Source organism: Streptomyces sp. GB4-14 (genome assembly GCF_022696125.1).
Taxonomy (GTDB): domain Bacteria; phylum Actinomycetota; class Actinomycetes; order Streptomycetales; family Streptomycetaceae; genus Streptomyces; species Streptomyces werraensis.
Genome location: NZ_RZHO01000002.1, coordinates 2131979 through 2151170, shown reverse-complemented (window position 1 = coordinate 2151170; position 19192 = coordinate 2131979). Strand labels below are relative to the sequence as shown.

Here is a 19192-nt window from a genome sequence, read left to right as displayed (position 1 = left end):
GCGGAAAAGCACGCGACGGACCGGTCCGTCCTCGGGCATCCTCGCCGCATGAGCCGGCCGCAACCCCGCACCCAGCCCCGTACGTTGGACGAACTCCTCGCCGAAGGCGCCTCCGTGCCCACCGAGGGGTGGGACTTCTCCTGGTTCGAGGGGCGCGCCACCGAGGCCCGGCCGTCCTGGGGCTACGCCACCACCGTCGCCGGCAGGCTGGGCACGGTGGACGGGCCCGTGCTCGACGTCCAGACCGGCGGGGGAGAGGTCCTCGCGTTCGCCCTCGGCCGGGCGTCACGGCGGCCCCCGCTGGTCGCCGCCACCGAGGGCTGGCCGCCCAACGTCCGCAAGGCGGCGCACACGCTCCGGCCGCACGGCGCCACCGTCGTCGCGGCGGCCGAGGACGCGCCGCTGCCCTTCGCCGACGCGTCCTTCTCCCTCGTCACCAGCCGGCACCCCGTCCGGCCGCACTGGCACGAGATCGCCCGGGTGCTCAGGCCCGGCGGCACCTACCTCGCCCAGCACGTCGGGCCCGCCAGCGCCTTCGAACTCGTCGAGTACTTCCTCGGCCCGCTGCCCGAGGAGAGCCGCACCGCGCGCGACCCCGAGCGGGAGCGGCGGGACGCCGAGGCGGCCGGTCTCGAGGTCGTGGACCTGCGGGCCGAGCGGCTGCGCATGGAGTTCCACGACATCGCGGCCGTCGTGCACTTCCTGCGCAAGGTGATCTGGATGGTCCCCGGCTTCACGGTCGAGGCGTACCGGCCGCGGCTGCGGGAGCTGCACGAGCGGATCGGGGCCGAGGGGTCCTTCGTCGCCCACAGTTCACGGCACCTCGTCGAAGCCCGCAGGTCAGGGAGGCGCACCGGAGGTCCACGCGCGTAGTTTCCGCATCGTTATGGGTGAAAGCTGGTTTCCGCGGCGGCGCATCGCTTAGGTTCGGACCAATTGATTCGCGTGAGCAAAGCTGCGCGGAAGGAGCACCGCGCAGTGGAGGGGGCTGCGCGGTGCCCCCACTCACCGGTCCTCGGCGTCCCGTCTCCGGGTCAAGCCGTGACCCGCTTCGGGGTCACCCGTCGGGGGGACGGCCGGAAGAGTGGCCGGAAAGGTGCAGGGTTGGTGTCACACCATGCACAGAGTCCCCTCAGTGCCCTTTCTTCGCGTGATTTCGCCGGGTTCAGGCCATAAAACCCCCCTGAATCGGCCCCTCCGACGGCATCCGGGCGTCGCCGGACGGTTTCGGAGAGTAGTTGTGTCGCGCCGATGCACGCGGCATCACTTACGAAGGGTTATGGTGGAAACCCCCCCTCGGGCCGGTCCGTCTCCCCCCCACGGACCGGCCCGTTTTTCTTGCCCGCCGTCCGGCATCCTTCGTGCCCGCCCTCCGGCGCGGCTCCCGTCGCGATCCGCCACTCCCTCGCCGCCCCGCGCGGCCCGCCGGCCACGGACGGCCCGGCCCCGATGCCCGGCCCCGTCCGTGCCGCGCAGACCGTGATTCTCGCGACGTTCGGAACCGGCGTCCCACTGACCGTCGCCGTCGCCGGCGCGGGCGCCACCCTGCCGGGCGTCCCCGCAGCAGTGGTTCCGAGGCGGCGCGCAAACGGCGTGCCGCCGCAGCACAGCTGACAAAAGCACGCCAGACCGGACGTTGGGGACCCCCGCCCCGGCGGGGGTACGCTTCGCCTCTGGGGACCGCCATACGGGCAGGGACCGCCCGCGGCCGAGACCGGGCCGCTTGCCGCGCGACGCGGCGGGGTGCCGCGCCTGTCCGATCCGTACGGAGGGGCTGACGATCACGTGAACCTGCGCGACAAGCTGCGGAGCCTGCTGGTCAGGCTGTACGCGCGCCGGGTGGAAGGCCACCTGGACACCGCTCAGGTGCCGAAGCACATCGGCGTCATCATGGACGGCAACCGCCGCTGGGCGAAGGCCGCGGGTTCCAGCACGGTGCACGGCCACCGGGCCGGCGCCGAGAAGATCGAGGAGTTCCTCGGCTGGTGCTCCGAGACGGACGTCGAGGTGGTCACCCTGTGGCTGCTGTCGACGGACAACTTCGACCGGCCCAAGGAGGAACTGGTCCCGCTCCTCGGCATCATCGAGGACGTGGTCCGCACCCTCGCCGCCGACGGACGCTGGCGGGTGCACCACGTGGGCACCCTCGACCTCCTGCCCTCCGGGATGCAGACGGTCCTGAAGGAAGCGGAAGCGGCCACGGCGCACGTCGACGGAATAGTCGTCAACGTCGCCATCGGGTACGGCGGACGCCAGGAGATCGCCGACGCCGTGCGCTCCATGCTCCACGAGGCCCACGACAAGGGCATCCCGATGGACGAGCTCGCCGAGTCCGTGGACGTCGACATGATCGGACGTCACCTCTACACCAAGGCGCAGCCCGACCCGGACCTCGTCATCCGCACGAGCGGCGAGCAGCGGCTGTCCGGATTCATGCTGTGGCAGACGGCCCATTCGGAGTACTACTTCTGCGAGGTCTTCTGGCCGGCCTTCCGCAAGGTGGACTTCCTGCGCGCGCTGCGCGACTACGCGGCCCGCCACCGTCGCTTCGGCGGCTGAGCGCCCGCACCCGCCTCCGCACCCCGCCTCCCGCCCCTCTTCTCCCGCACCCGCCGCGTCACCGCGTCACGACGGGGCGTCCCCGCATCACCTCGCGCCATCCCGCGCCCCCCTTGTGTCACCAGGGGTCACGCACCGTTCACCTGCACGCCGTCACAGGCCGTGGCATGGCAGCGCTCGTTCGAGGGCATAACTCAGTCAGGTCGACGCCCGAACCACGGGTGTCGGATCTCAGCGGACGGCACGGGAGCCGTCCGCCCGGGAGGCCCTTTGCACCAGCCCGACCGTGCGGTCACGGCACGGAAGAAGCGGCTAAGGGCCGGTTCTCGGCCCGTCGTGCATCGGGGCCGTCGACCGGTCCAGCTCCGCCTCGTCGCTCCCCGACCTCATCCGAGGGGGTTCGTCCTTCCGTGGTGACCAGCGCAAAGCGCCACAAGCCAGACCGGCGCACCTACGTTCTCGACACCAGCGTCCTGCTGGCCGACCCCCATGCACCGAGCCGCTTCGACGAGCACGAGGTCGTGCTGCCCGTCGTCGTGGTGACGGAGCTGGAGGCCAAGCGGAACCATCCCGAGCTCGGCTACTTCGCCCGCCAGGCCCTGCGCCTGCTGGACGACTACCGGGTGCGGTACGGCCGTCTCGACGCCCCCATCCCGACCGGGGACCTCGGCGGGACCCTGAGGGTCGAGCTCAACCACTCGGACCCCAGCGTGCTGCCCAGCGGCTACCGCCTGGGGGACAACGACTCCCGCATCCTCGCGGTCGCCCGCAATCTGCAGGCGGAGGGGTTCGACGTCACCGTCGTCTCGAAGGACCTCCCGCTCCGGATCAAGGCGTCCTCCGTGGGCCTCCTCGCCGAGGAGTACCGCGCGGAGCTCGCCATCACGGACTCCTCCGGCTGGACCGGAATGTCGGAACTGACCCTGCCCGGCGAGCAGGTGGACATCCTCTTCGAGGAAGGCCACGTGTATGTGCCCGAGGCGGCCGAGCTGCCCGTGCACACCGGCCTGACCATCCAGTCCGAGCGCGGCAAGGCGCTCGGCAGGGTCACCCCCGAGGGCAACGTCCGGCTGGTGCGCGGCGACCGGGAGGCGTTCGGCATCAAGGGCCGCAGCGCCGAGCAGCGGATCGCGCTCGACCTGCTGCTCGACCCGGACGTCGGGATCGTGTCCATGGGCGGCCGGGCCGGCACCGGCAAGTCCGCGCTCGCGCTGTGCGCGGGTCTGGAGGCCGTGCTGGAGCGGCGGCAGCACCAGAAGGTGATGGTCTTCCGTCCGCTGTACGCGGTGGGCGGGCAGGAGCTGGGCTATCTGCCCGGCACCGAGGCCGAGAAGATGAGCCCCTGGGCCCAGGCCGTGTTCGACACGCTGTCGGCGGTCACCAGCCGTGAGGTCATCGAGGAGGTCACCGCGCGCGGCATGCTGGAGGTCCTGCCGCTGACCCACATCCGGGGCCGTTCGCTCCACGACGCGTTCGTCATCGTGGACGAGGCCCAGTCGCTGGAGCGGAACGTCCTGCTGACCGTTCTGTCCCGGATCGGGGCCAACTCCCGGGTCGTCCTGACGCACGACGTGGCGCAGCGCGACAATCTGAGGGTCGGCCGGTACGACGGTGTGGTCGCCGTCGTCGAGAAGCTGAAGGGGCATCCGCTGTTCGCCCACGTGACCCTGAACCGGTCCGAGAGGTCCCAGATCGCGGCCCTTGTGACCGAAATGCTCGAAGACGGTCACATCTGACCCTCGCGTCCCAACGCGGGTCGACCGTGTGCGAGTTGGCGCCGTCCGGAAAAGGCGTAGAGCCTAGCCGGGCGGCGTCGGCGCGTGTGCGGCTTTCCGGTAATCCCTGGGGCCAAACGGCATGTGAGCTTTCACACGCAACAGAGAATTGCCTTGCGCCGCCCGGTTACGGCAGAGTCTCACTCCTGTCAGGCCCCGCATACGACACAGCTGCACCCCCAGCGGTGCAGAACCACACAGGAACACCCTTTCAACTCCATAGCCTCGTCGTATGCCGCCCGAGCACCACGCGGCGCTCCTGTCGAAGGAGTTGCCCACCGGGCCCGTGCCTCCCGTGACCCGTAGTTGGGGAGGCCAGTGTCAGGGGCACGATTGCGTCCGCGAGGGTCACCGAAGCGGGCGATGCTGGAAGGAAACCGTGTGAGCCGGATCTCGGTCCGGGGATTCGCAGTGGCCTCGGCCACGGCGGTCACCGCTGTCGGAAGCGTCGTCGGCGTTGCCTCGGGCAGCACCGCAGCGCAGAACAACGACGCCGAAGCGACGGCAGCCGGCACCACGCTGCTCGCGGACATCCCCGCGGGGCAGCAGGCGCAGGTGCAGACCGCGTCGCTGACGCAGCAGGCCCAGACGATGGCCATCGCCGCCGACGCGACCGCCAAGAAGGACGCGGAGGAGGCAGCCCGCAAGGCCGCCGCCGAGATCGCGATCGCGAAGAAGAAGGAAGCCGAGAAGGCCGCACAGGAGGCCAAGGAGCGCGAGGAGGCCGAGAAGGCCGCCAGCCGCTCCGCCGTGCGTGACGCGTCCTCCTTCGCCGCCCAGGCCTCCTACTCGGTCGCCGACGTCCAGGCCATCGCCCGCCAGATGGTGCCCGCCGACCAGTTCCAGTGCTTCAGCAACATCGTGGACCACGAGTCCAGCTGGAACTACCAGGCCTCGAACCCCTCCTCCGGCGCCTACGGCCTCGTGCAGGCCCTGCCGGGCTCCAAGATGGCCTCCGCCGGCGCCGACTGGCAGACCAATCCGGCCACCCAGATCAAGTGGGGCCTCAACTACATGGACAGCCGCTACGGCAGCCCGTGCGGCGCCTGGGAGTTCTGGCAGGCCAACCACTGGTACTAGGTCCTCAGGACCGCTCCGCCGCCCCGCGGCGCGCTCGACTCCGCGACAGCCCCGCACCGTCCTACGGTGCGGGGCTGTCGCCCTGTACCGTCTGACCGACGGCGCCAGGGGGACTGGTGGGCAGGAACGGGGGAAGAGGACGGATCATGTCGCGACTGCCAGGGTGGCTCGACCGGGTCGGAGCCGGACTGACGAAGGTCGGCAAACGGCTGGAGGAGCGCCGCGCCGAAGTCACGCGCGACCAGGGGCCGGACGACGACCCCGAGCGCCACACCGCCGACCCCGACCGGCCGCCCCCGCCCCCCGAGTACACCCAGGTCGTGCTTCCGGCGCGTCCCGACCCGGCGCAGGCCGTGCCCTGGGGCGTCAGGGTCGCCGCCGAGGCCGGCTGGCGTCTGCTGGTGCTCGCGGGCACCGTCTGGGTGCTGATGCGCATCATCAGCGCCGTCCAACTGGTGGTGCTGGCGTTCGTCGCCTCGCTGCTCATCACCGCGCTGCTGCAGCCCACCGTCGCCCGGCTGCGACGGCTCGGGGTGCCGCGCGGACCGGCCACCGTGCTGACCGCGCTGTTCGGCTTCGTCGTGATGGGCCTCATCGGCTGGTTCGTGACCTGGCAGGTCATGGAGAACGTCGACACTCTCGCCGACCAGATCCAGGACGGCATCGACGAACTGCGCAACTGGCTGCTCAACAGCCCCTTCCACGTCACCGACAAGCAGATCAACGAGATCGCCAAGAACCTGCGCGAGGCGGTCGGCGCCAACACCGAGCAGATCACCTCGGCCGGCCTGGAGGGCGTCACGGTCGTCGTCGAGGCGCTCACCGGCATCCTGCTGGCGGTCTTCTCGACGCTGTTCCTGCTCTACGACGGCAAGCGGATCTGGCAGTGGTCGCTCAAGCTGGTCCCGGCCGCGGCCCGTCCGGGCGTCGCCGGCGCCGGCCCGGTCGCCTGGCGCACGCTCACCGCGTACGTGCGGGGCACGGTGGTGGTGGCGCTGATCGACGCCATCTTCATCGGCCTCGGCATCTACTTCCTCGACGTGCCGCTGGCCGTGCCGCTCGCCGTCTTCATCTTCCTGTTCTCGTTCATCCCGCTCGTCGGCGCGGTGGTCTCCGGCGCGCTGGCCGTCGTCGTCGGGCTCGTCACCCAGGGCGTCTTCACCGGCGTGATGGTGCTCGTGGTGGTGCTGGCGGTCCAGCAGATCGAGGGCCACATCCTCCAGCCGTTCATCCTCGGGCGCGCGGTGCGGGTCCACCCGCTCGCGGTGGTGCTGGCCGTGGCCTCCGGCGGTCTGGTGGCGGGCATCGGCGGCGCTGTGGTCGCCGTGCCGCTGGTCGCCGTCTCCAACACCGTCGTCGGCTATCTGCGGGCCTTCTCCCACGAGGCGGCGCTCGCCCAGTCGCCCCGGCCGCGGGGCGCGACGGCCATGTCGGCGCCGGACGCCCCGGAACCGGCCCACCCCGAACCCCTGCCCCCGGCCACCGGGTCCGAGCGGCCCGGCGAGTCCGACCGGCCCTCGGGCGAGCGCTAGCGCACGGCGCCGGCGCGCGAGCGGCTGCCGCTCACGGCGTCCGTCGGGGGCGCGCGCCGCATGGACCGGCGCCCGCCCGCGAGGCGCGCGGAAACGGCGACGGGCCCGCCCACCCCGGCGGGGGTGGACGGGCCCGTGCACGACGGGGCGGGCGCGGAGCTACTCCGCGAGCGCCGCCTCGGCGTCGAGGGTCGCGGCGACGGCCTGGACCACCGCGGCGATCTTGAACGCCTCCTGGATCACCTCACGGTCCACACCGGCCTTGCGCAGCACCTGCTCGTGCGAGTCGAGGCACATGCCGCAGCCGTTGATCGCGGAGACCGCGAAGGACCAGTACTCGAAGTCGACCTTGTCGACGCCCGGGTTGCCGATGACGTTCATCCGCAGCCCGGCCCGCAGGTTGCCGTACTCGTGGTCCGACAGCAGGTGGCGGGTGCGGTAGAAGACGTTGTTCATCGCCATCACCGCGGCGGCGGCCTTGGCGGCCGTGTACGCCTCGGGCGACAGGTTCGTCTTCGCCTCCGGCTCCAGCTCGCGCAGCACGATGGGGGAGCGCGAGGCGATCGCGGTCGCCAGCACCGTGCCCCAGAGCTGCTGGGCGGGCAGGTCGGAGTTGCCGATGACCGAACCCAGGTTGAGCTTCAGGTCCTTGGCGTAGTCCGGTATGCGGGACTTCAGGGAGTCGAGGGACATGTCAGCTCACTCCCCGGCCAGCAGCGCGACCGGGTCCAGGGTCTCGTCGCCCTTGGACCAGTTGCACGGGCAGAGCTCGTCGGTCTGCAGGGCGTCCAGGACCCGCAGGACCTCCTTCGGGTTACGGCCGACGGAGCCGGCGGTCACCATGGAGAACTGGATCTCGTTGTTCTGGTCCACGATGAACACGGCGCGCTTGGCGTAGCCGTCCTCGCCCTCGATGCCGAGGTCGCGCATCAGCTCGTGCTTCGGGTCCGCCATCATGGGGAACGGCAGGTCGCGCAGGTCCTCGTGGTCCTTGCGCCAGGCGTGGTGGACGAACTCCGAGTCACCGGAGAAGCCGAGGACCTGGGCGTCGCGGTCGGCGAACTCGTCGTTCAGCTTGCCGAAAGCGGCGATCTCGGTCGGGCACACGAAGGTGAAGTCCTTGGGCCAGGCGAAGACGACCTTCCACTTGCCCTCGTAGGTCTTGTGGTCGATCGTCTCGAACTCCTTGCCCTTCTCCAGCGAGACACAGGCGGTCAGTTCGAACTCGGGGAACTTGTCACCGACAGTGAGCACAGGCTCTCCTTGCAGCGAAGAAACACCCCAATTGCGGGTGTTTCCCATGGGTTGGACCTGGTTGATGTTGGCACAGAGTGCATTGATCAGTGAAATAGCTACACTCGGTCGGGTTGATCGGAGGGACCTATCAGTGACTGTCGGTGACCGGCGCAGGCAGCCGAGCCTGGCCCAGCTGCGGGCGTTCGCGGCGGTGGCCGAGCATCTGCACTTCCGCGACGCCGCCGCGGCCCTGGGGATGAGTCAGCCCGCGCTGTCCGGAGCGCTGTCCGCGCTGGAGGAGACACTCGGCGTGACCCTCGTGGAGCGTACGACACGCAGAGTGCTGCTCACCCCGGCCGGGGAGCAGCTCGCCGCCCGCGCGAAGTCCGTGCTCACGGACATCGGCGCGCTCATGGAGGAGGCGGACGCGCTGCGGGCGCCGTTCACCGGGGTGCTGCGGCTCGGCGTCATCCCGACCGTGGCGCCGTATCTGCTGCCGACGGTGCTGCGGCTGGTCCACGACCGCTATCCGCGCCTCGACCTCCAGGTGCACGAGGAGCACACCGCGAGCCTGCTCGAGGGGCTGGCCGCCGGGCGGCTCGACCTGCTGCTGCTCGCCGTGCCGCTCGGCGTCGCTGGCGTCACCGAACTGCCGTTGTTCGACGAGGACTTCGTGCTGGTCACCCCGCCCGGGCACCGGCTCGGCGGGCGTGACGGCATACCCCGCGGGGTGCTGCGCGAGCTGAATCTGCTGCTGCTCGACGAGGGGCACTGCCTGCGCGACCAGGCCCTCGACATCTGCCGCGAGGCCGGCAGCGCCGGGGTGGCGGCCACCACCACGGCGGCCGGACTCTCCACGCTGGTCCAGCTCGTCGCGGGCGGCCTCGGCGTCACACTGCTGCCGCGCACCGCCGTCGAGGTGGAGACCAGCCGCGCCGACCGCCTCCTCACCGCCCGCTTCGCCGATCCCGCCCCGAAACGCCGCATCGCCCTCGCCATGCGCACGGGCACGGCGAGGGCGAGGGAGTACGAACAGCTGGCGGCGGCGCTCCGCGGGGCGATGCGCGACCTGCCGGTCCGCACGGTGGAGGACCGAGCGGGGGACTGACGTCCCGGGTCACTCCGTACGGAGACCGTCCGGGCGCATCATCTTCATCAGGGGCGGGAGGCTGAGAAGGGTGACCAGGGCGACCACGCCCGCGCCGACGCCCGTCATCCCGAGCACGCTGCCCCAGTCCACCCGAACCGGCGTCGCGGTCATCCGCAGCAGCACCGCCCCGAGGACCGTGCCCACCACCGCGGAGAGCGCGAGCCCCAGACCGATCGGGATCACCGTCTGCCACAGCACCGACAGGCTCAGCGTGCGGCGCCGGGTGCCGAAGGCGACCAGGGCCGAGAGCAGCTTGCGGCGCTCCCGCAGCTGTTCGAGCTGGGAGACCAGCAGACTCGCCCCGATGAGGAAGAGCACGGCGGTGGCGCCGACGAACAGGCCGGTGCGAATGGAGTCGAACCGGGTGGTGCGCTCGGTGGCGGCCCAGGTCGACGCGTGGGCCAGCGGGTCGACGGCGGCGGCCGTGTTGCGTACCCGGTCCTGCACGTCGGGCACCGATTCGTCGACGGAGAGCCACAGCCTCCCGGACAGCCGCTGCGCCACCTCGGGCGTCAGGGCGCCCGGCGTCAGCAGGAACCCGCTGTTCAGCATCCCTGTGGGGTCCTGCACGGACGGGACCCGCTGCACGGCCTGCGGCACGGTCCAGACGGCGTCCCCCTGTGCGCCGGCCGTCCCACCGGGCTCCAGATGCAGCGCGCGGCCCGGCCTGTTCAGGATCGGCGTGTCCGTGTCGTGGTCGGCGCCGGTCAGCATGAAGACGTCACCGTCCGCGCAGCCGGTCAGCTTCGCCACCAGCCGCAGGGCCGAGCAGTCGCCGACGGTCAGCTGCGCCCCGCGGCCCGGTTCCTCCGAGTCGGCGGGCTTCTCGTACGCGTAGACGGAGGAGAGCGCGTGGACGTCGCGCACGCCCTCGGTCTGCTCGAACTCCGCCGCGGCCGGCGCCATGGGAAGACCGTCGGGCAGGTCGACCTGCATCTGCGCGAGGGTCACGTCCTTGTCCGTGTCGCGGGTGTACTGGTCGTCGATGCCGGTGAACAGCATCTGCAGGGCGATCGCGCCGGCCACGGCCACGGCGATGCCGTTGACCATGCGGGCCGCCGTGCCGCTGCTCAGCTGGAGCCGGCGCACCGCCAGCTGCCAGGCCAGGCCACCCGCGCCGAGCCGGGCGACGACCGTCTCCACGATCCACGGCAGCAGGGCGGTGACCCCGACGAGGAGGCACATCACCCCGCCGACGACCAGGTACTGGTTGAAGTCGCCGTTGTCGCGGCCCTGGCCGGTCATCGGCACGAGCATGGCGACGCCCGCGAGCGGCAGCAGCAGCCGCCACCACAGCCGGCGGCGGGCCGGCCGCGCCGTGCGGACCACGCCCAGCGGCTCGATCACCACGCCGCGCAGCGCGAGCAGGGTGACGGCCACCGCGGCGGCCGGGACCGCGGCCGCGACCAGCAGCACCAGCAGCGGAGAGGGGTTGAGGTCGCTCGGGAAGACGCTGACGCGGAACAGCTCGACGGATGCCGCGAACTCGCGTCCGGCCAGGAAGAACACGGTGCCGAAGACCAGCCCGAGCACCGCGCCGGCGAGCGCCTCGCCCGCGGCGATCCTCCGGGTCATCCGGCTGTCCGAACCGACCAGCCGCAGCGCGGCGAGCCTGCGGTCGCGCCGCTCGCCGCCGAACCGCACGGCGGTGGCGATGAACACGGCGACCGGCACCAGCAGCACCACGAAGATGACCAGCGTCAGCATCACCAGGACGGGGTCGAGCGGCTCGGTGTACTGGCTGCGGTCCGCGCCGAAGGCGTCGATCCGCATGACCGTCGGGCTGTCCAGCCGCTCGGCGAGACCCGTGGTGCCCGCGTACCAGGCGAGTTCCTGGGAGCCGATCAGTCCTGGGTCGCCGATGGTGCCCACGATGTCGTACGGCAGACGGTCCTTCAGCAGCTTGCCCTCGTCGGATTCGAGCAGCTCCTTCAGCGCGGGGGAGACCACCATCGTGCCGGGCTCCGGCAGTTCGCCCACGCCGGGCGGCACCGGGGCGTTCGGGCCCTCGGCCTCCACCAGGCGGCCGCGGAGGTCCGTGTCCCTGAAGTCGCTGTTGGCGTGCGCGATGAGCAGGGTGTCGTCAGACGGGCGCAAGGTGTCCTGGGCGTAGGCGTTGTCCTGGCGGGCGTCCTCCCGCCGGTCGCGTCCGTCGAGCAGGTTCGGCACCGCGGCGGTGAGCAGCAGCAACGCCACGCCCAGCCCCACGCCCACGGCGGTGAGCAGCGCCCGGGTCCAGCCCTCGCGGCCGCCGGTGACGGCGAAGCGGACGCCGAGGGCGAGGTCCCGCGCCCACTGACGGGCGCTCATACGACCCGCTCCATGTCGCGCGCCTTGCCGTCACGGACGACGATCTCGCGGTCGGACCAGGCGGCGACCCGCGCCTCGTGCGTGACGAGGACGACGGCGGCGTTGGTGGAGCGGGCGGCCTCGGTGAGCAGCTCCATCACGCGCTCGCCGTTCAGCGAGTCCAGCGCGCCGGTCGGCTCGTCGGCGAACACCACCCGCGGTCCCGTGACCAGCGCGCGGGCGACCGCGACCCGCTGGCCCTGACCGCCTGACACCTCGCCGGGACGCTTCTTGCGGACGTCGTCGACCTCCAGGCGCTCCATCCAGGTGAGGGCGGTGCGCTCGGCCTCCTTGCGGGGGGCGCCGTTCAGCCGCAGCGGCAGCGCGACGTTCTCCACGCAGGTCAGCTCCGGCACCAGCTGCCCGAACTGGAACACGAAACCGAACTCGGAGCGGCGCAGGGCGCTGCGTTCGGAGTCGTTCATCGCGGTCAGCTCGCGGCCGTTGTACGTGATGGACCCGGCGTCGGGGGTGACGATCCCGGCGAGGCAGTGCAGCAGGGTGGACTTGCCGGAGCCGGAGGGGCCCATGACGGCGACGACCTCGCCCGGGTGGACGGAGAACGCGGCGCCGTCGAGCGCCTTGGTCGGGCCGTACGTCTTCTGCAGGTCCCGTGCGGCGAGCAGGGACCCGGCGGGTGCGGTCGTGGTCATCGGGCCACCGCCTCACGGAGTTTGTCGAGGCGCGCGGCGGTCAGTTCCAGCCAGCGCAGGTCGGCCTCGAGGTGGAAGAGAGCGTGGTCGCAGATCAGCTGGTCGGCGAGGTCGCCCTTGCGCTTGCGCTCGGTGAGGGCGCGCATGCTGCGCAGATGCTCCGACCGCTGCGTGTCGAGGATGTCGGCGGCGTCGCGCTCGGTGAGGAGCGCGAGGACGACCTTGGTGTAGAGCGTCGACTGGAGGTACGGCTCGGGCTTCTCCGGCGTGGCGAGCCAGCGGGCGACGTCGGTGACGCCGGCCTCGGTGACGGCGTACCGCTTGCGCTCGGGACCGCCGCCGGCCTCGATGCCGTCGACCTCGACGAGGCCGTTCTTCAGCAGCCGCGACATCGTCGAGTAGACCTGGCCGTAGTGCAGCGGCCGGTCGTGACCGAACTTCTCGTCGAAGGCCCGCTTCAGGTCGTAACCATGGCGCGGACCGGACTCCAGGAGCCCCAGGAGGGTGTGACCGATGGACATGCGGAGCACTCTACACACCGTGTATACGCAGTGTGTATACGTGGAGTGCGCAGATCCCGCGCACCCTCGTGACGCCGCAGGTGGGGGCCCGTTGTCACGGTTCTGTCACCGAGGTCCGGGCGCACGTCGGCCCCCGCCTCGTGCGGCGGGGGCCGGTTCAGTCGGAGGGCGGGGTCCCGCCCGACGGGGGGCGGGCGCCCGGGGGGCGGCCTCGGCGGGGGAGGGGGCCCGTCTCGCCGGGGAGGCGGCCCGCCTCCGCGAGGGCGCGGCGCAGCAGGAACTCGATCTGTGCGTTCGCCGAGCGCAGTTCGTCGCCCGCCCAGCGGGCCAGCGCCTCGTACACCGCCGGGTCCAGCCGCAGCAGCACCTGCTTGCGCTGCGGCCGGCGCTGCGGGGCCGGGCCCCCGGACGGCGCGGTCACTGGTAGAGCGTCCCGGTGTTGAGGACCGGCTGCGCCGAACGGTCACCGCACAGCACGACCATCAGGTTGGACACCATCGCCGCCTTCCGCTCGGGGTCGAGGTCCACGATGTCCTGCTCCTGGATACGGGCCAGGGCCGTCTCGACCATGCCCACGGCGCCCTCCACGATCTGCTGCCGGGCCGCGACGACCGCGCCCGCCTGCTGCCGCTGGAGCATCGCCGAGGCGATCTCGGGGGCGTAGGCGAGGTGCGTGAAGCGGGACTCGATGATCTGCACGCCGGCGGCCTCGACGCGCGCGTGCAGTTCGACCGCCAGCTTCTCGGTGATCTCCTCGGCGTTGCCGCGCAGCGACAGGCCGTCCTCGTCGTGGGCGTCGTAGGGGTACTCGATGGCGATGTGCCGCACGGCCGCCTCGGTCTGGGTGGAGACGAACTCGACGTAGTCGTCCACCTCGAAGGTGGCCTGCGCGGTGTCCTCGACCCGCCAGACCACGACCGCGGCCAGCTCGATCGGGTTGCCGTAGGCGTCGTTCACCTTCAGCACCGCGGTCTCGTGGTTGCGCACCCGGGTGGAGATCTTGGTGCGCGAGGTGAAGGGGTTCACCCAGCGCAGGCCGTCCTGGCGGATGGTGCCCCGGTAGCGGCCGAAGAGCTGCACGACCCGTGCCTCGCCCGGCGCCACCATGTTCAGCCCGCACATCGCGAGGAACGCGGCGAGCGCGACGACGATGCCGCCGGTGATGAGGCCGGCCTTCGCGCCCGTGCTCCCGACCGCCGTGGCCGCGACGACCATCGCCACGCCGCCCAGCAGTCCGAGCAGTCCGAGGAGCAGGGCGAGGCCGCCGCCGATGCTGTGCGCCGGGACCTCCCGGACGCGCGGCGCCGGCATCTCGGGCACGTCGGCCGTGACCTGCGGGTCGTGTGCGGTCATGGAGGATCCCCCGCTTCTCCGCGCGTCACCGGCGCGGTGTTCGCTGTCTATCGTCTGCCTATCTAAGTGATATCACATTACCCGTTCATGGCAACCTCGTACCGCTTTCGAACGTCGGTTCCGTTGGAGTGGGTGCTGATTGTCACGTCCGTAAAGGCCGGATCGGCAGCCCTTTGTCATAGCTCCCGGTGTTAGCTTGCTGAGCTGACCTGAGCGGCGAACGCGTGTGCCGCGTGAGCACACAGATACGAAGCGGAGCGGAACAGGCGCATGGGACGAGCGGAAGAAAGACGCGCACGACAGCGCGGCGGGCGCCGTGCGGCACCCAAGGGCCGCCGCGCTGCCGCCGCGGGCGGCCGCACCGGCATACGCCGCCTCTTCACCTGGAAGAAGATCGTCGGCACGTTCTTCACCCTGTGCCTGCTCGGCATGGGCGCCTTCATCGTGCTGTACATGCTGATCGACATTCCGGAGGGGAACGCCGACGCCGAGCTGCAGAGCAACGTCTACGAGTACAGCGACGGCAGCCTCATGGCCCGGGACGGCGACCGCAACCGCGAGATCGTCGACCTGGCCCGGGTCCCCAAGCCCGTGCAGCGCACGTTCGTCGCCGCCGAGAACAAGACGTTCTACAAGGACTCCGGCGTGGACCTGAAGGGCACCGCCCGCGGTGTCCTCAACACCCTGTCCGGCAAGGGAGCGCAGGGCGGCTCGACGATCACCCAGCAGTACGTCAAGAACTACTACCTGACGCAGGAACAGACCGTCTCCCGCAAGCTCAAGGAGCTGGTCATCTCCCTGAAGCTGGACCGGGAGAAGTCCAAGGACTACATCCTCGCCGGGTACATCAACACCAGCTACTACGGCCGCGGCGCCTACGGCATCCAGGCCGCCGCCCAGGCCTACTACCGCGTCGACGCCGAGGACCTCACCGTCGAACAGGGCGCCTACCTGGCCGCGCTGCTCCAGGCGCCCAACCAGTACGACTGGGCGATCGCCAGCGACAAGGGCAAGAAGCTCGTCCAGGAGCGCTGGGACTACGTCCTGGACAACATGGTCGAGCAGAAGTGGCTGGACGCCGGCGAGCGCGCGGACATGAAGTTCCCCGTGCCCGAGGAGCCCAAGGCGGCCCCCGGCATGGAGGGCCAGACCGGCTACCTGGTCGAGGCGGCCAACGCGGCCGTCAAGCAGCAGCTCGTCGACCAGGGCGTCGCCGAGGACCTGGAACAGGCCAAGGCGCTGCTGGACCGCGGCGGCTACACCATCACGCTGAACATCGACAAGAAGAAGCAGAAGGCGCTGGAGAAGGCGGTCAAGGACCGGCTCACCAGCAAGCTCGACCCGAAGAAGCGGGACGTCGACGCCGACGTCCAGGCCGGGGCCGTCTCCGTCGACCCGAAGACCGGCAAGGTCGTGGCGATGTACGGCGGCGTGGACTACGTGAAGCACTACACCAACAACGCCACCCGCAAGGACTACCAGCCGGCCTCCACCTTCAAGCCGGTGATCCTCGCGGCGGCCGTCGACCGGGGCGCCGAGACCCAGGACGGCGTGCCCATCACGGCCGACACGCTCTACGACGGCGACAGCAAGCGCCCCGTGGTCGAGGACGGCAAGAAGGTCGGCTTCGCCCCGCCCAACGAGGACGACCGGGACTACGGCGACATCACCGTCCAGGAGGCGATGAACAAGTCCGTCAACTCCGTCTTCGCGCAGATGGGCGTCGACGTCGGCATGACGGACGTGATGAAGACCGCGGGCGCGCTCGGCATGAGCGAGGATCTCGACCCGTTCCCGGCGCAGACCCTGGGCACCATGGGCGCCAGTCCGATGCAGATGGCCGGCGTCTACGCCACCCTCGCCAACCACGGCAAGCAGGTCACGCCGTCGATCGTGAAGTCGGTCGAGCACAAGGACCGCACGATCGAGATGCCCGACCCGGTCGGCGGGTCCGTCATCAGCCGGCGCGCCGCCGACACGGTCACCTCGGTGCTCACCGGCGTGGTCGACGACGGTACGGCGAAGGCGTCCGTGCGGGACAACCCGCTGCGCGACGGCCAGCAGGTCGCAGGCAAGACCGGCACCTCCGACGACAACAAGTCGGCCTGGTTCACCGGCTACACGCCCGACCTGGTCACCTCGGTCGGTCTGTTCGGCGAGGATCCGAAGACCGGCAAGCAGGTCCCGATGTACAAGGCCGGCGGCGTCGACTACCGCGTCAACGGCGGTGGCTTCCCGGCCGAGATCTGGGCCGCGTACACCTTCGGCGTGCTGGACGAGGTGTCCAAGTTCGACCTGGAGACCGAGCAGGGCGCGGGAGTGGCCCCCACCCGGAGCCCGTCGCAGTCGGAGACGGAGTCCGAGACGCCGTCGCAGACGCCGACGACGGAGGAACCGACGACGTCGGCCCCGCCGTCGACCACGTCCCCGCCGCCGACGACGGAGCCCCCGACCCAGACGCCGACGTCACCCCCGCCGTCGCAGACGCAGACGACCCCGCCGCCTCCGACCTTCGACCTCCCGGGCGGCCCGGACGAACCTCTGGACAACGACCGCGAATAGGGCCCGACACGCGCGGTTCCCCGCGCCCCTTCAGGGACGCGGGGAACCGCGCGAGCAACCCGCGGAGCACTCAGCCGTGGTTCAGCTCGAACCACACCACCTTCCCGGTGCTCAGCCGAGTGGCCCCCCACCGCCGGGCCAGCCGGTTGACCAGATACAACCCACGCCCGCCCTCGTCCGTCGCCCGCGCCTGCCGCAGCCGCGGCAACTGCGGCACGTCGTCGCCGACCTCGCACCGCAGCACGTCCGTGCGCAGCAGCCGCAGCGTCACCGGCCGCGACGCGTACCGCACGGCATTCGTCACCACCTCACTGACCAGCAGCTCCACCGAGTCGCTCAGCTCGTCCATGCCCCAGCGGGACAGCTGCCGACGGGCCAGCCGACGGGCCCGGCCGGGCGCCGCGTCCTCCGGCTCCAGGAACCAGTACGCGACGTCGCTCGGCGCGATCCCGTCGAAGCGGGCGGCGAGCAGCGCGATGTCGTCGTCCCGGTCGCCCGGGCCGAGCATGTCGAGCACCTCGTCGCACAGCGCCTCGAGCGGCGGCGGATGGTCCGGCCCGGTCAGCTGCGCGGTCGCGGCGAGCTTCTCCCGCAGCTGCTCGATGCCGGTCCACACGTCACGCAGCCGGGACTCCACCAGACCGTCGGTGTAGAGCAGCAGGGTCGCCCCGGCGGGCGCCTCCAGCTCCACGGCCTCGAAGTCCACCCCGCCCACGCCGATCGGGGCGCCCGCGGGCACCCGCAGCACCTCCGCGCGCCCGCCCAGGTGCAGCAGGACGGGCGGCGGATGGCCGGCGTTGGCGACGGTGATGCGGTGCGCTACCGGGTCGTACACCGCGTAGAGGCAGGTCGCCATGCGGTCCACGCCGAGCCGCTGGGCCTGCTCGTCGAGGTGGTGCAGCACCTCCTGCGGCGGCAGGTCGAGCCCGGCGAGGGTCTGCGCGGTGGTGCGCAGCTGGCCCATGATCGCCGCCGACGTCATGGAGTGGCCCATCACGTCGCCGACCACCAGCGCGACCCGGCTGCCGGGCAGCGGGATCGCGTCGTACCAGTCGCCGCCGACCCGCGCGGTCTCCGCGGCCGGCAGGTACCGCGACGCCAGCCGGACGCCGGTGCAGCGCGGCAGGGTCTCCGGCAGCATCGTGCGCTGGAGCTCGTCCGCGATGTACGCCTCACGCCCGTACAGCACGGCCTTGTCGATGCCGAGGGCGCTGTGCGTGGCGAGCTGCGCCGCGACCAGCAGGTCGTCGGCCTCGAACGGGATGCGCTCGGGACGGCGCAGGAACAGCGCGGCGCCGATCACCCGGCGGCGTCCGCGCAGCGGCGCGAGAACCGCGCGCTGGCCGTCCGGGACGGCCGCCGCGCCCTCCTCGCCGAGGAGTTCGGGCAGCGCCGCCCGCGCGGCCGGGGCGTCCGTGAACACCGGACGGACCCCGCGCAGCACCTCGGCGAGCGCGCTGCCGGGCCGCACCGTGCACAGCTCCTCGCCGACCGAGTCCAGCTCGGACGGCTGCTCCGGCGGCGCGATCGGCATGAACCCGCCGCCCTCGGTGTCCCGCTCGGCGGGAATCCGGTCGGTGCGGCGCAGCCGCAGCACCAGCGGGCCCGTGGGCCGCTCGTCGCCGACCGGCAGCGGGTCGCGCAGATACACCAGGATCGCGTCGGAGAAGGTCGGCACGGTCGCCCGGCACAGCCCCATCACGATCTCGTCCAGGTCGATGCCGCGGGCGATCCGCCGGGTGGCCGCGCCGACGAAGCGCAGCCGGTCCCCGTCCCGCCGCATGGGCGTGGGGCGGCCCGGCCGAGTCACCTGGCCCGTGCGGCGCTCCTTGCCGACCGGGGCCCGGTCCACCCGGCCCTGCCCGTCGGCGGGCTGCACCGGGATGCCGTCCGGCGCGGGCCGCGGACGGTGGGCGTCCGGCTCCGCGTCCGGGCCGGCGCCCGGCTGGGAGTGCTCGGACGCGGGACCGTCCGCCGCGTCGGGCGCAGGCCCGCCGGGGGTGATGGCGCCGGGCGCGGGCGGCTCACCGCCGGAGCGCCCCTGTGCCGGTAAAGCGGCCCCCGTACCGGCCGCCGGGGAACGCAGGAACGCCCCGCGGGGATCCGCGGGGTCCACGCCCGGCTGGGGGCGCTCGAAGGAGGTCGGCTGCTCCGTCACGCGTGTCGAGTCCATCCGTCCGGCGCACGCCGTGCGCGCGGTTCGCTCCGCCGAAACTCCGATACCCGGAACAGGTGCCCCCGGAACGGATTTCGCGTGTGGTCAGAGGTTGTTCCTGCGACGCCGGCCGGCCGTCGTCGGCCCGTGCCGGTGGTTCCGTACCCCTCGCTCACGTCCTGCCGCCCCTCGGTGACATCCGGTCAAGCTTCGCGCGCGCTCCGGTGGTTGCTGCTCCGCGCCCTTGCGGACGACGATCCTACGTTT

At 71.7% G+C, this 19192-nt stretch carries 15 protein-coding genes; 7 read left to right on the top strand and 8 right to left on the bottom strand.

Features of this window, described 5'->3' with window-relative positions; genetic code table 11:
- The first annotated feature begins 48 nt into the window (after positions 1-48).
- The 5 genes from ELQ39_RS10815 to ELQ39_RS10795 all read left to right on the top strand — a co-directional run bounded on the left by ELQ39_RS10815 (position 49) and on the right by ELQ39_RS10795 (position 6946).
- Positions 49-873, top strand: a complete 825-nt coding sequence (locus tag ELQ39_RS10815) for a class I SAM-dependent methyltransferase (protein ID WP_242591752.1) — start codon at positions 49-51, stop codon at positions 871-873.
- A gap of 912 nt (positions 874-1785) precedes the next feature.
- Positions 1786-2559: an isoprenyl transferase gene (locus ELQ39_RS10810; protein WP_190002405.1), complete on the top strand. Its 774-nt coding sequence runs from the start codon at positions 1786-1788 to the stop codon at positions 2557-2559.
- A 410-nt stretch (positions 2560-2969) separates the two neighbouring features.
- Complete coding sequence (locus ELQ39_RS10805; RefSeq protein ID WP_019522356.1) at positions 2970-4295, top strand: PhoH family protein; 1326 nt, start codon at positions 2970-2972, stop codon at positions 4293-4295.
- 420 nt (positions 4296-4715) lie between these two features.
- Positions 4716-5414: a transglycosylase SLT domain-containing protein gene (locus ELQ39_RS10800; RefSeq protein WP_242591751.1), complete on the top strand. Its 699-nt coding sequence runs from the start codon at positions 4716-4718 to the stop codon at positions 5412-5414.
- A gap of 146 nt (positions 5415-5560) precedes the next feature.
- On the top strand, positions 5561-6946 hold the full coding sequence (locus ELQ39_RS10795) for an AI-2E family transporter (protein ID WP_242591750.1): 1386 nt from the start codon (positions 5561-5563) through the stop codon (positions 6944-6946).
- A gap of 159 nt (positions 6947-7105) precedes the next feature.
- Here ELQ39_RS10795 and ELQ39_RS10790 read toward each other — a convergent pair whose 3' ends face one another.
- Together ELQ39_RS10790 and ELQ39_RS10785 are read right to left on the bottom strand one after the other, a co-directional pair.
- Positions 7106-7639: an alkyl hydroperoxide reductase gene (locus ELQ39_RS10790; protein WP_242591749.1), complete on the bottom strand. Its 534-nt coding sequence runs from the start codon at positions 7637-7639 to the stop codon at positions 7106-7108.
- A gap of 6 nt (positions 7640-7645) precedes the next feature.
- The gene (locus ELQ39_RS10785) at positions 7646-8200 is read right to left on the bottom strand and encodes a peroxiredoxin (protein ID WP_006132071.1); all 555 of its coding nucleotides are present in this window, start codon (positions 8198-8200) and stop codon (positions 7646-7648) included.
- A 133-nt stretch (positions 8201-8333) separates the two neighbouring features.
- Here ELQ39_RS10785 and ELQ39_RS10780 point away from each other — a divergent pair, with 133 nt between their 5' ends.
- Complete coding sequence (locus ELQ39_RS10780; RefSeq protein ID WP_242591748.1) at positions 8334-9290, top strand: LysR substrate-binding domain-containing protein; 957 nt, start codon at positions 8334-8336, stop codon at positions 9288-9290.
- Positions 9291-9299: 9 nt separating this feature from the next.
- Here the strand turns inward: ELQ39_RS10780 and ELQ39_RS10775 are convergent, their stop codons facing one another.
- The 5 genes from ELQ39_RS10775 to ELQ39_RS10755 form a co-directional block, all read right to left on the bottom strand.
- Positions 9300-11642: an ABC transporter permease gene (locus ELQ39_RS10775; protein ID WP_242591747.1), complete on the bottom strand. Its 2343-nt coding sequence runs from the start codon at positions 11640-11642 to the stop codon at positions 9300-9302.
- The gene (locus ELQ39_RS10770) at positions 11639-12334 is read right to left on the bottom strand and encodes an ABC transporter ATP-binding protein (protein WP_190002409.1); all 696 of its coding nucleotides are present in this window, start codon (positions 12332-12334) and stop codon (positions 11639-11641) included. The genes ELQ39_RS10775 and ELQ39_RS10770 overlap by 4 nt, the downstream gene beginning before the upstream one ends.
- Positions 12331-12855 (bottom strand): PadR family transcriptional regulator, encoded by a 525-nt coding sequence (locus tag ELQ39_RS10765; RefSeq protein WP_190002410.1) that lies wholly within the window; start codon positions 12853-12855, stop codon positions 12331-12333. Before ELQ39_RS10765 ends, ELQ39_RS10770 begins: the two co-directional genes overlap by 4 nt.
- Before the next feature lie 157 nt (positions 12856-13012).
- Entirely contained in the window at positions 13013-13276 is a 264-nt protein-coding gene (locus tag ELQ39_RS10760) for a hypothetical protein (RefSeq protein WP_198427585.1), read from the bottom strand.
- Positions 13273-14208, bottom strand: a complete 936-nt coding sequence (locus ELQ39_RS10755; protein ID WP_190002411.1) for an SPFH domain-containing protein — start codon at positions 14206-14208, stop codon at positions 13273-13275. Before ELQ39_RS10755 ends, ELQ39_RS10760 begins: the two co-directional genes overlap by 4 nt.
- A gap of 270 nt (positions 14209-14478) precedes the next feature.
- On the opposite strand from ELQ39_RS10755, the gene ELQ39_RS10750 reads away from it, so the two are divergent.
- Positions 14479-16770, top strand: a complete 2292-nt coding sequence (locus ELQ39_RS10750; RefSeq protein WP_242591746.1) for a transglycosylase domain-containing protein — start codon at positions 14479-14481, stop codon at positions 16768-16770.
- A 70-nt stretch (positions 16771-16840) separates the two neighbouring features.
- On the opposite strand, the gene ELQ39_RS10745 is transcribed toward ELQ39_RS10750, so the two are convergent.
- Positions 16841-18943, bottom strand: a complete 2103-nt coding sequence (locus tag ELQ39_RS10745) for a SpoIIE family protein phosphatase (protein WP_242591745.1) — start codon at positions 18941-18943, stop codon at positions 16841-16843.
- Positions 18944-19192 lie beyond the last annotated feature (249 nt).

Excerpts from the sequence above, each read along its gene's own strand:
- ELQ39_RS10815 (WP_242591752.1), top strand. The coding sequence starts at position 49 with ATGAGCCGGCCGCAACCCCGCACCCAGCCCCGTACGTTGGACGAACTC.
- ELQ39_RS10795 (WP_242591750.1), top strand. The coding sequence starts at position 5,561 with ATGTCGCGACTGCCAGGGTGGCTCGACCGGGTCGGAGCCGGACTGACG.
- ELQ39_RS10790 (WP_242591749.1), bottom strand. The coding sequence starts at position 7,639 with ATGTCCCTCGACTCCCTGAAGTCCCGCATACCGGACTACGCCAAGGAC.
- ELQ39_RS10775 (WP_242591747.1), bottom strand. The coding sequence starts at position 11,642 with ATGAGCGCCCGTCAGTGGGCGCGGGACCTCGCCCTCGGCGTCCGCTTC.
- ELQ39_RS10770 (WP_190002409.1), bottom strand. The coding sequence starts at position 12,334 with ATGACCACGACCGCACCCGCCGGGTCCCTGCTCGCCGCACGGGACCTG.
- ELQ39_RS10765 (WP_190002410.1), bottom strand. The coding sequence starts at position 12,855 with ATGTCCATCGGTCACACCCTCCTGGGGCTCCTGGAGTCCGGTCCGCGC.
- ELQ39_RS10755 (WP_190002411.1), bottom strand. The coding sequence starts at position 14,208 with ATGACCGCACACGACCCGCAGGTCACGGCCGACGTGCCCGAGATGCCG.
- ELQ39_RS10750 (WP_242591746.1), top strand. The coding sequence starts at position 14,479 with ATGGGACGAGCGGAAGAAAGACGCGCACGACAGCGCGGCGGGCGCCGT.
- ELQ39_RS10745 (WP_242591745.1), bottom strand. The coding sequence starts at position 18,943 with ATGGACTCGACACGCGTGACGGAGCAGCCGACCTCCTTCGAGCGCCCC.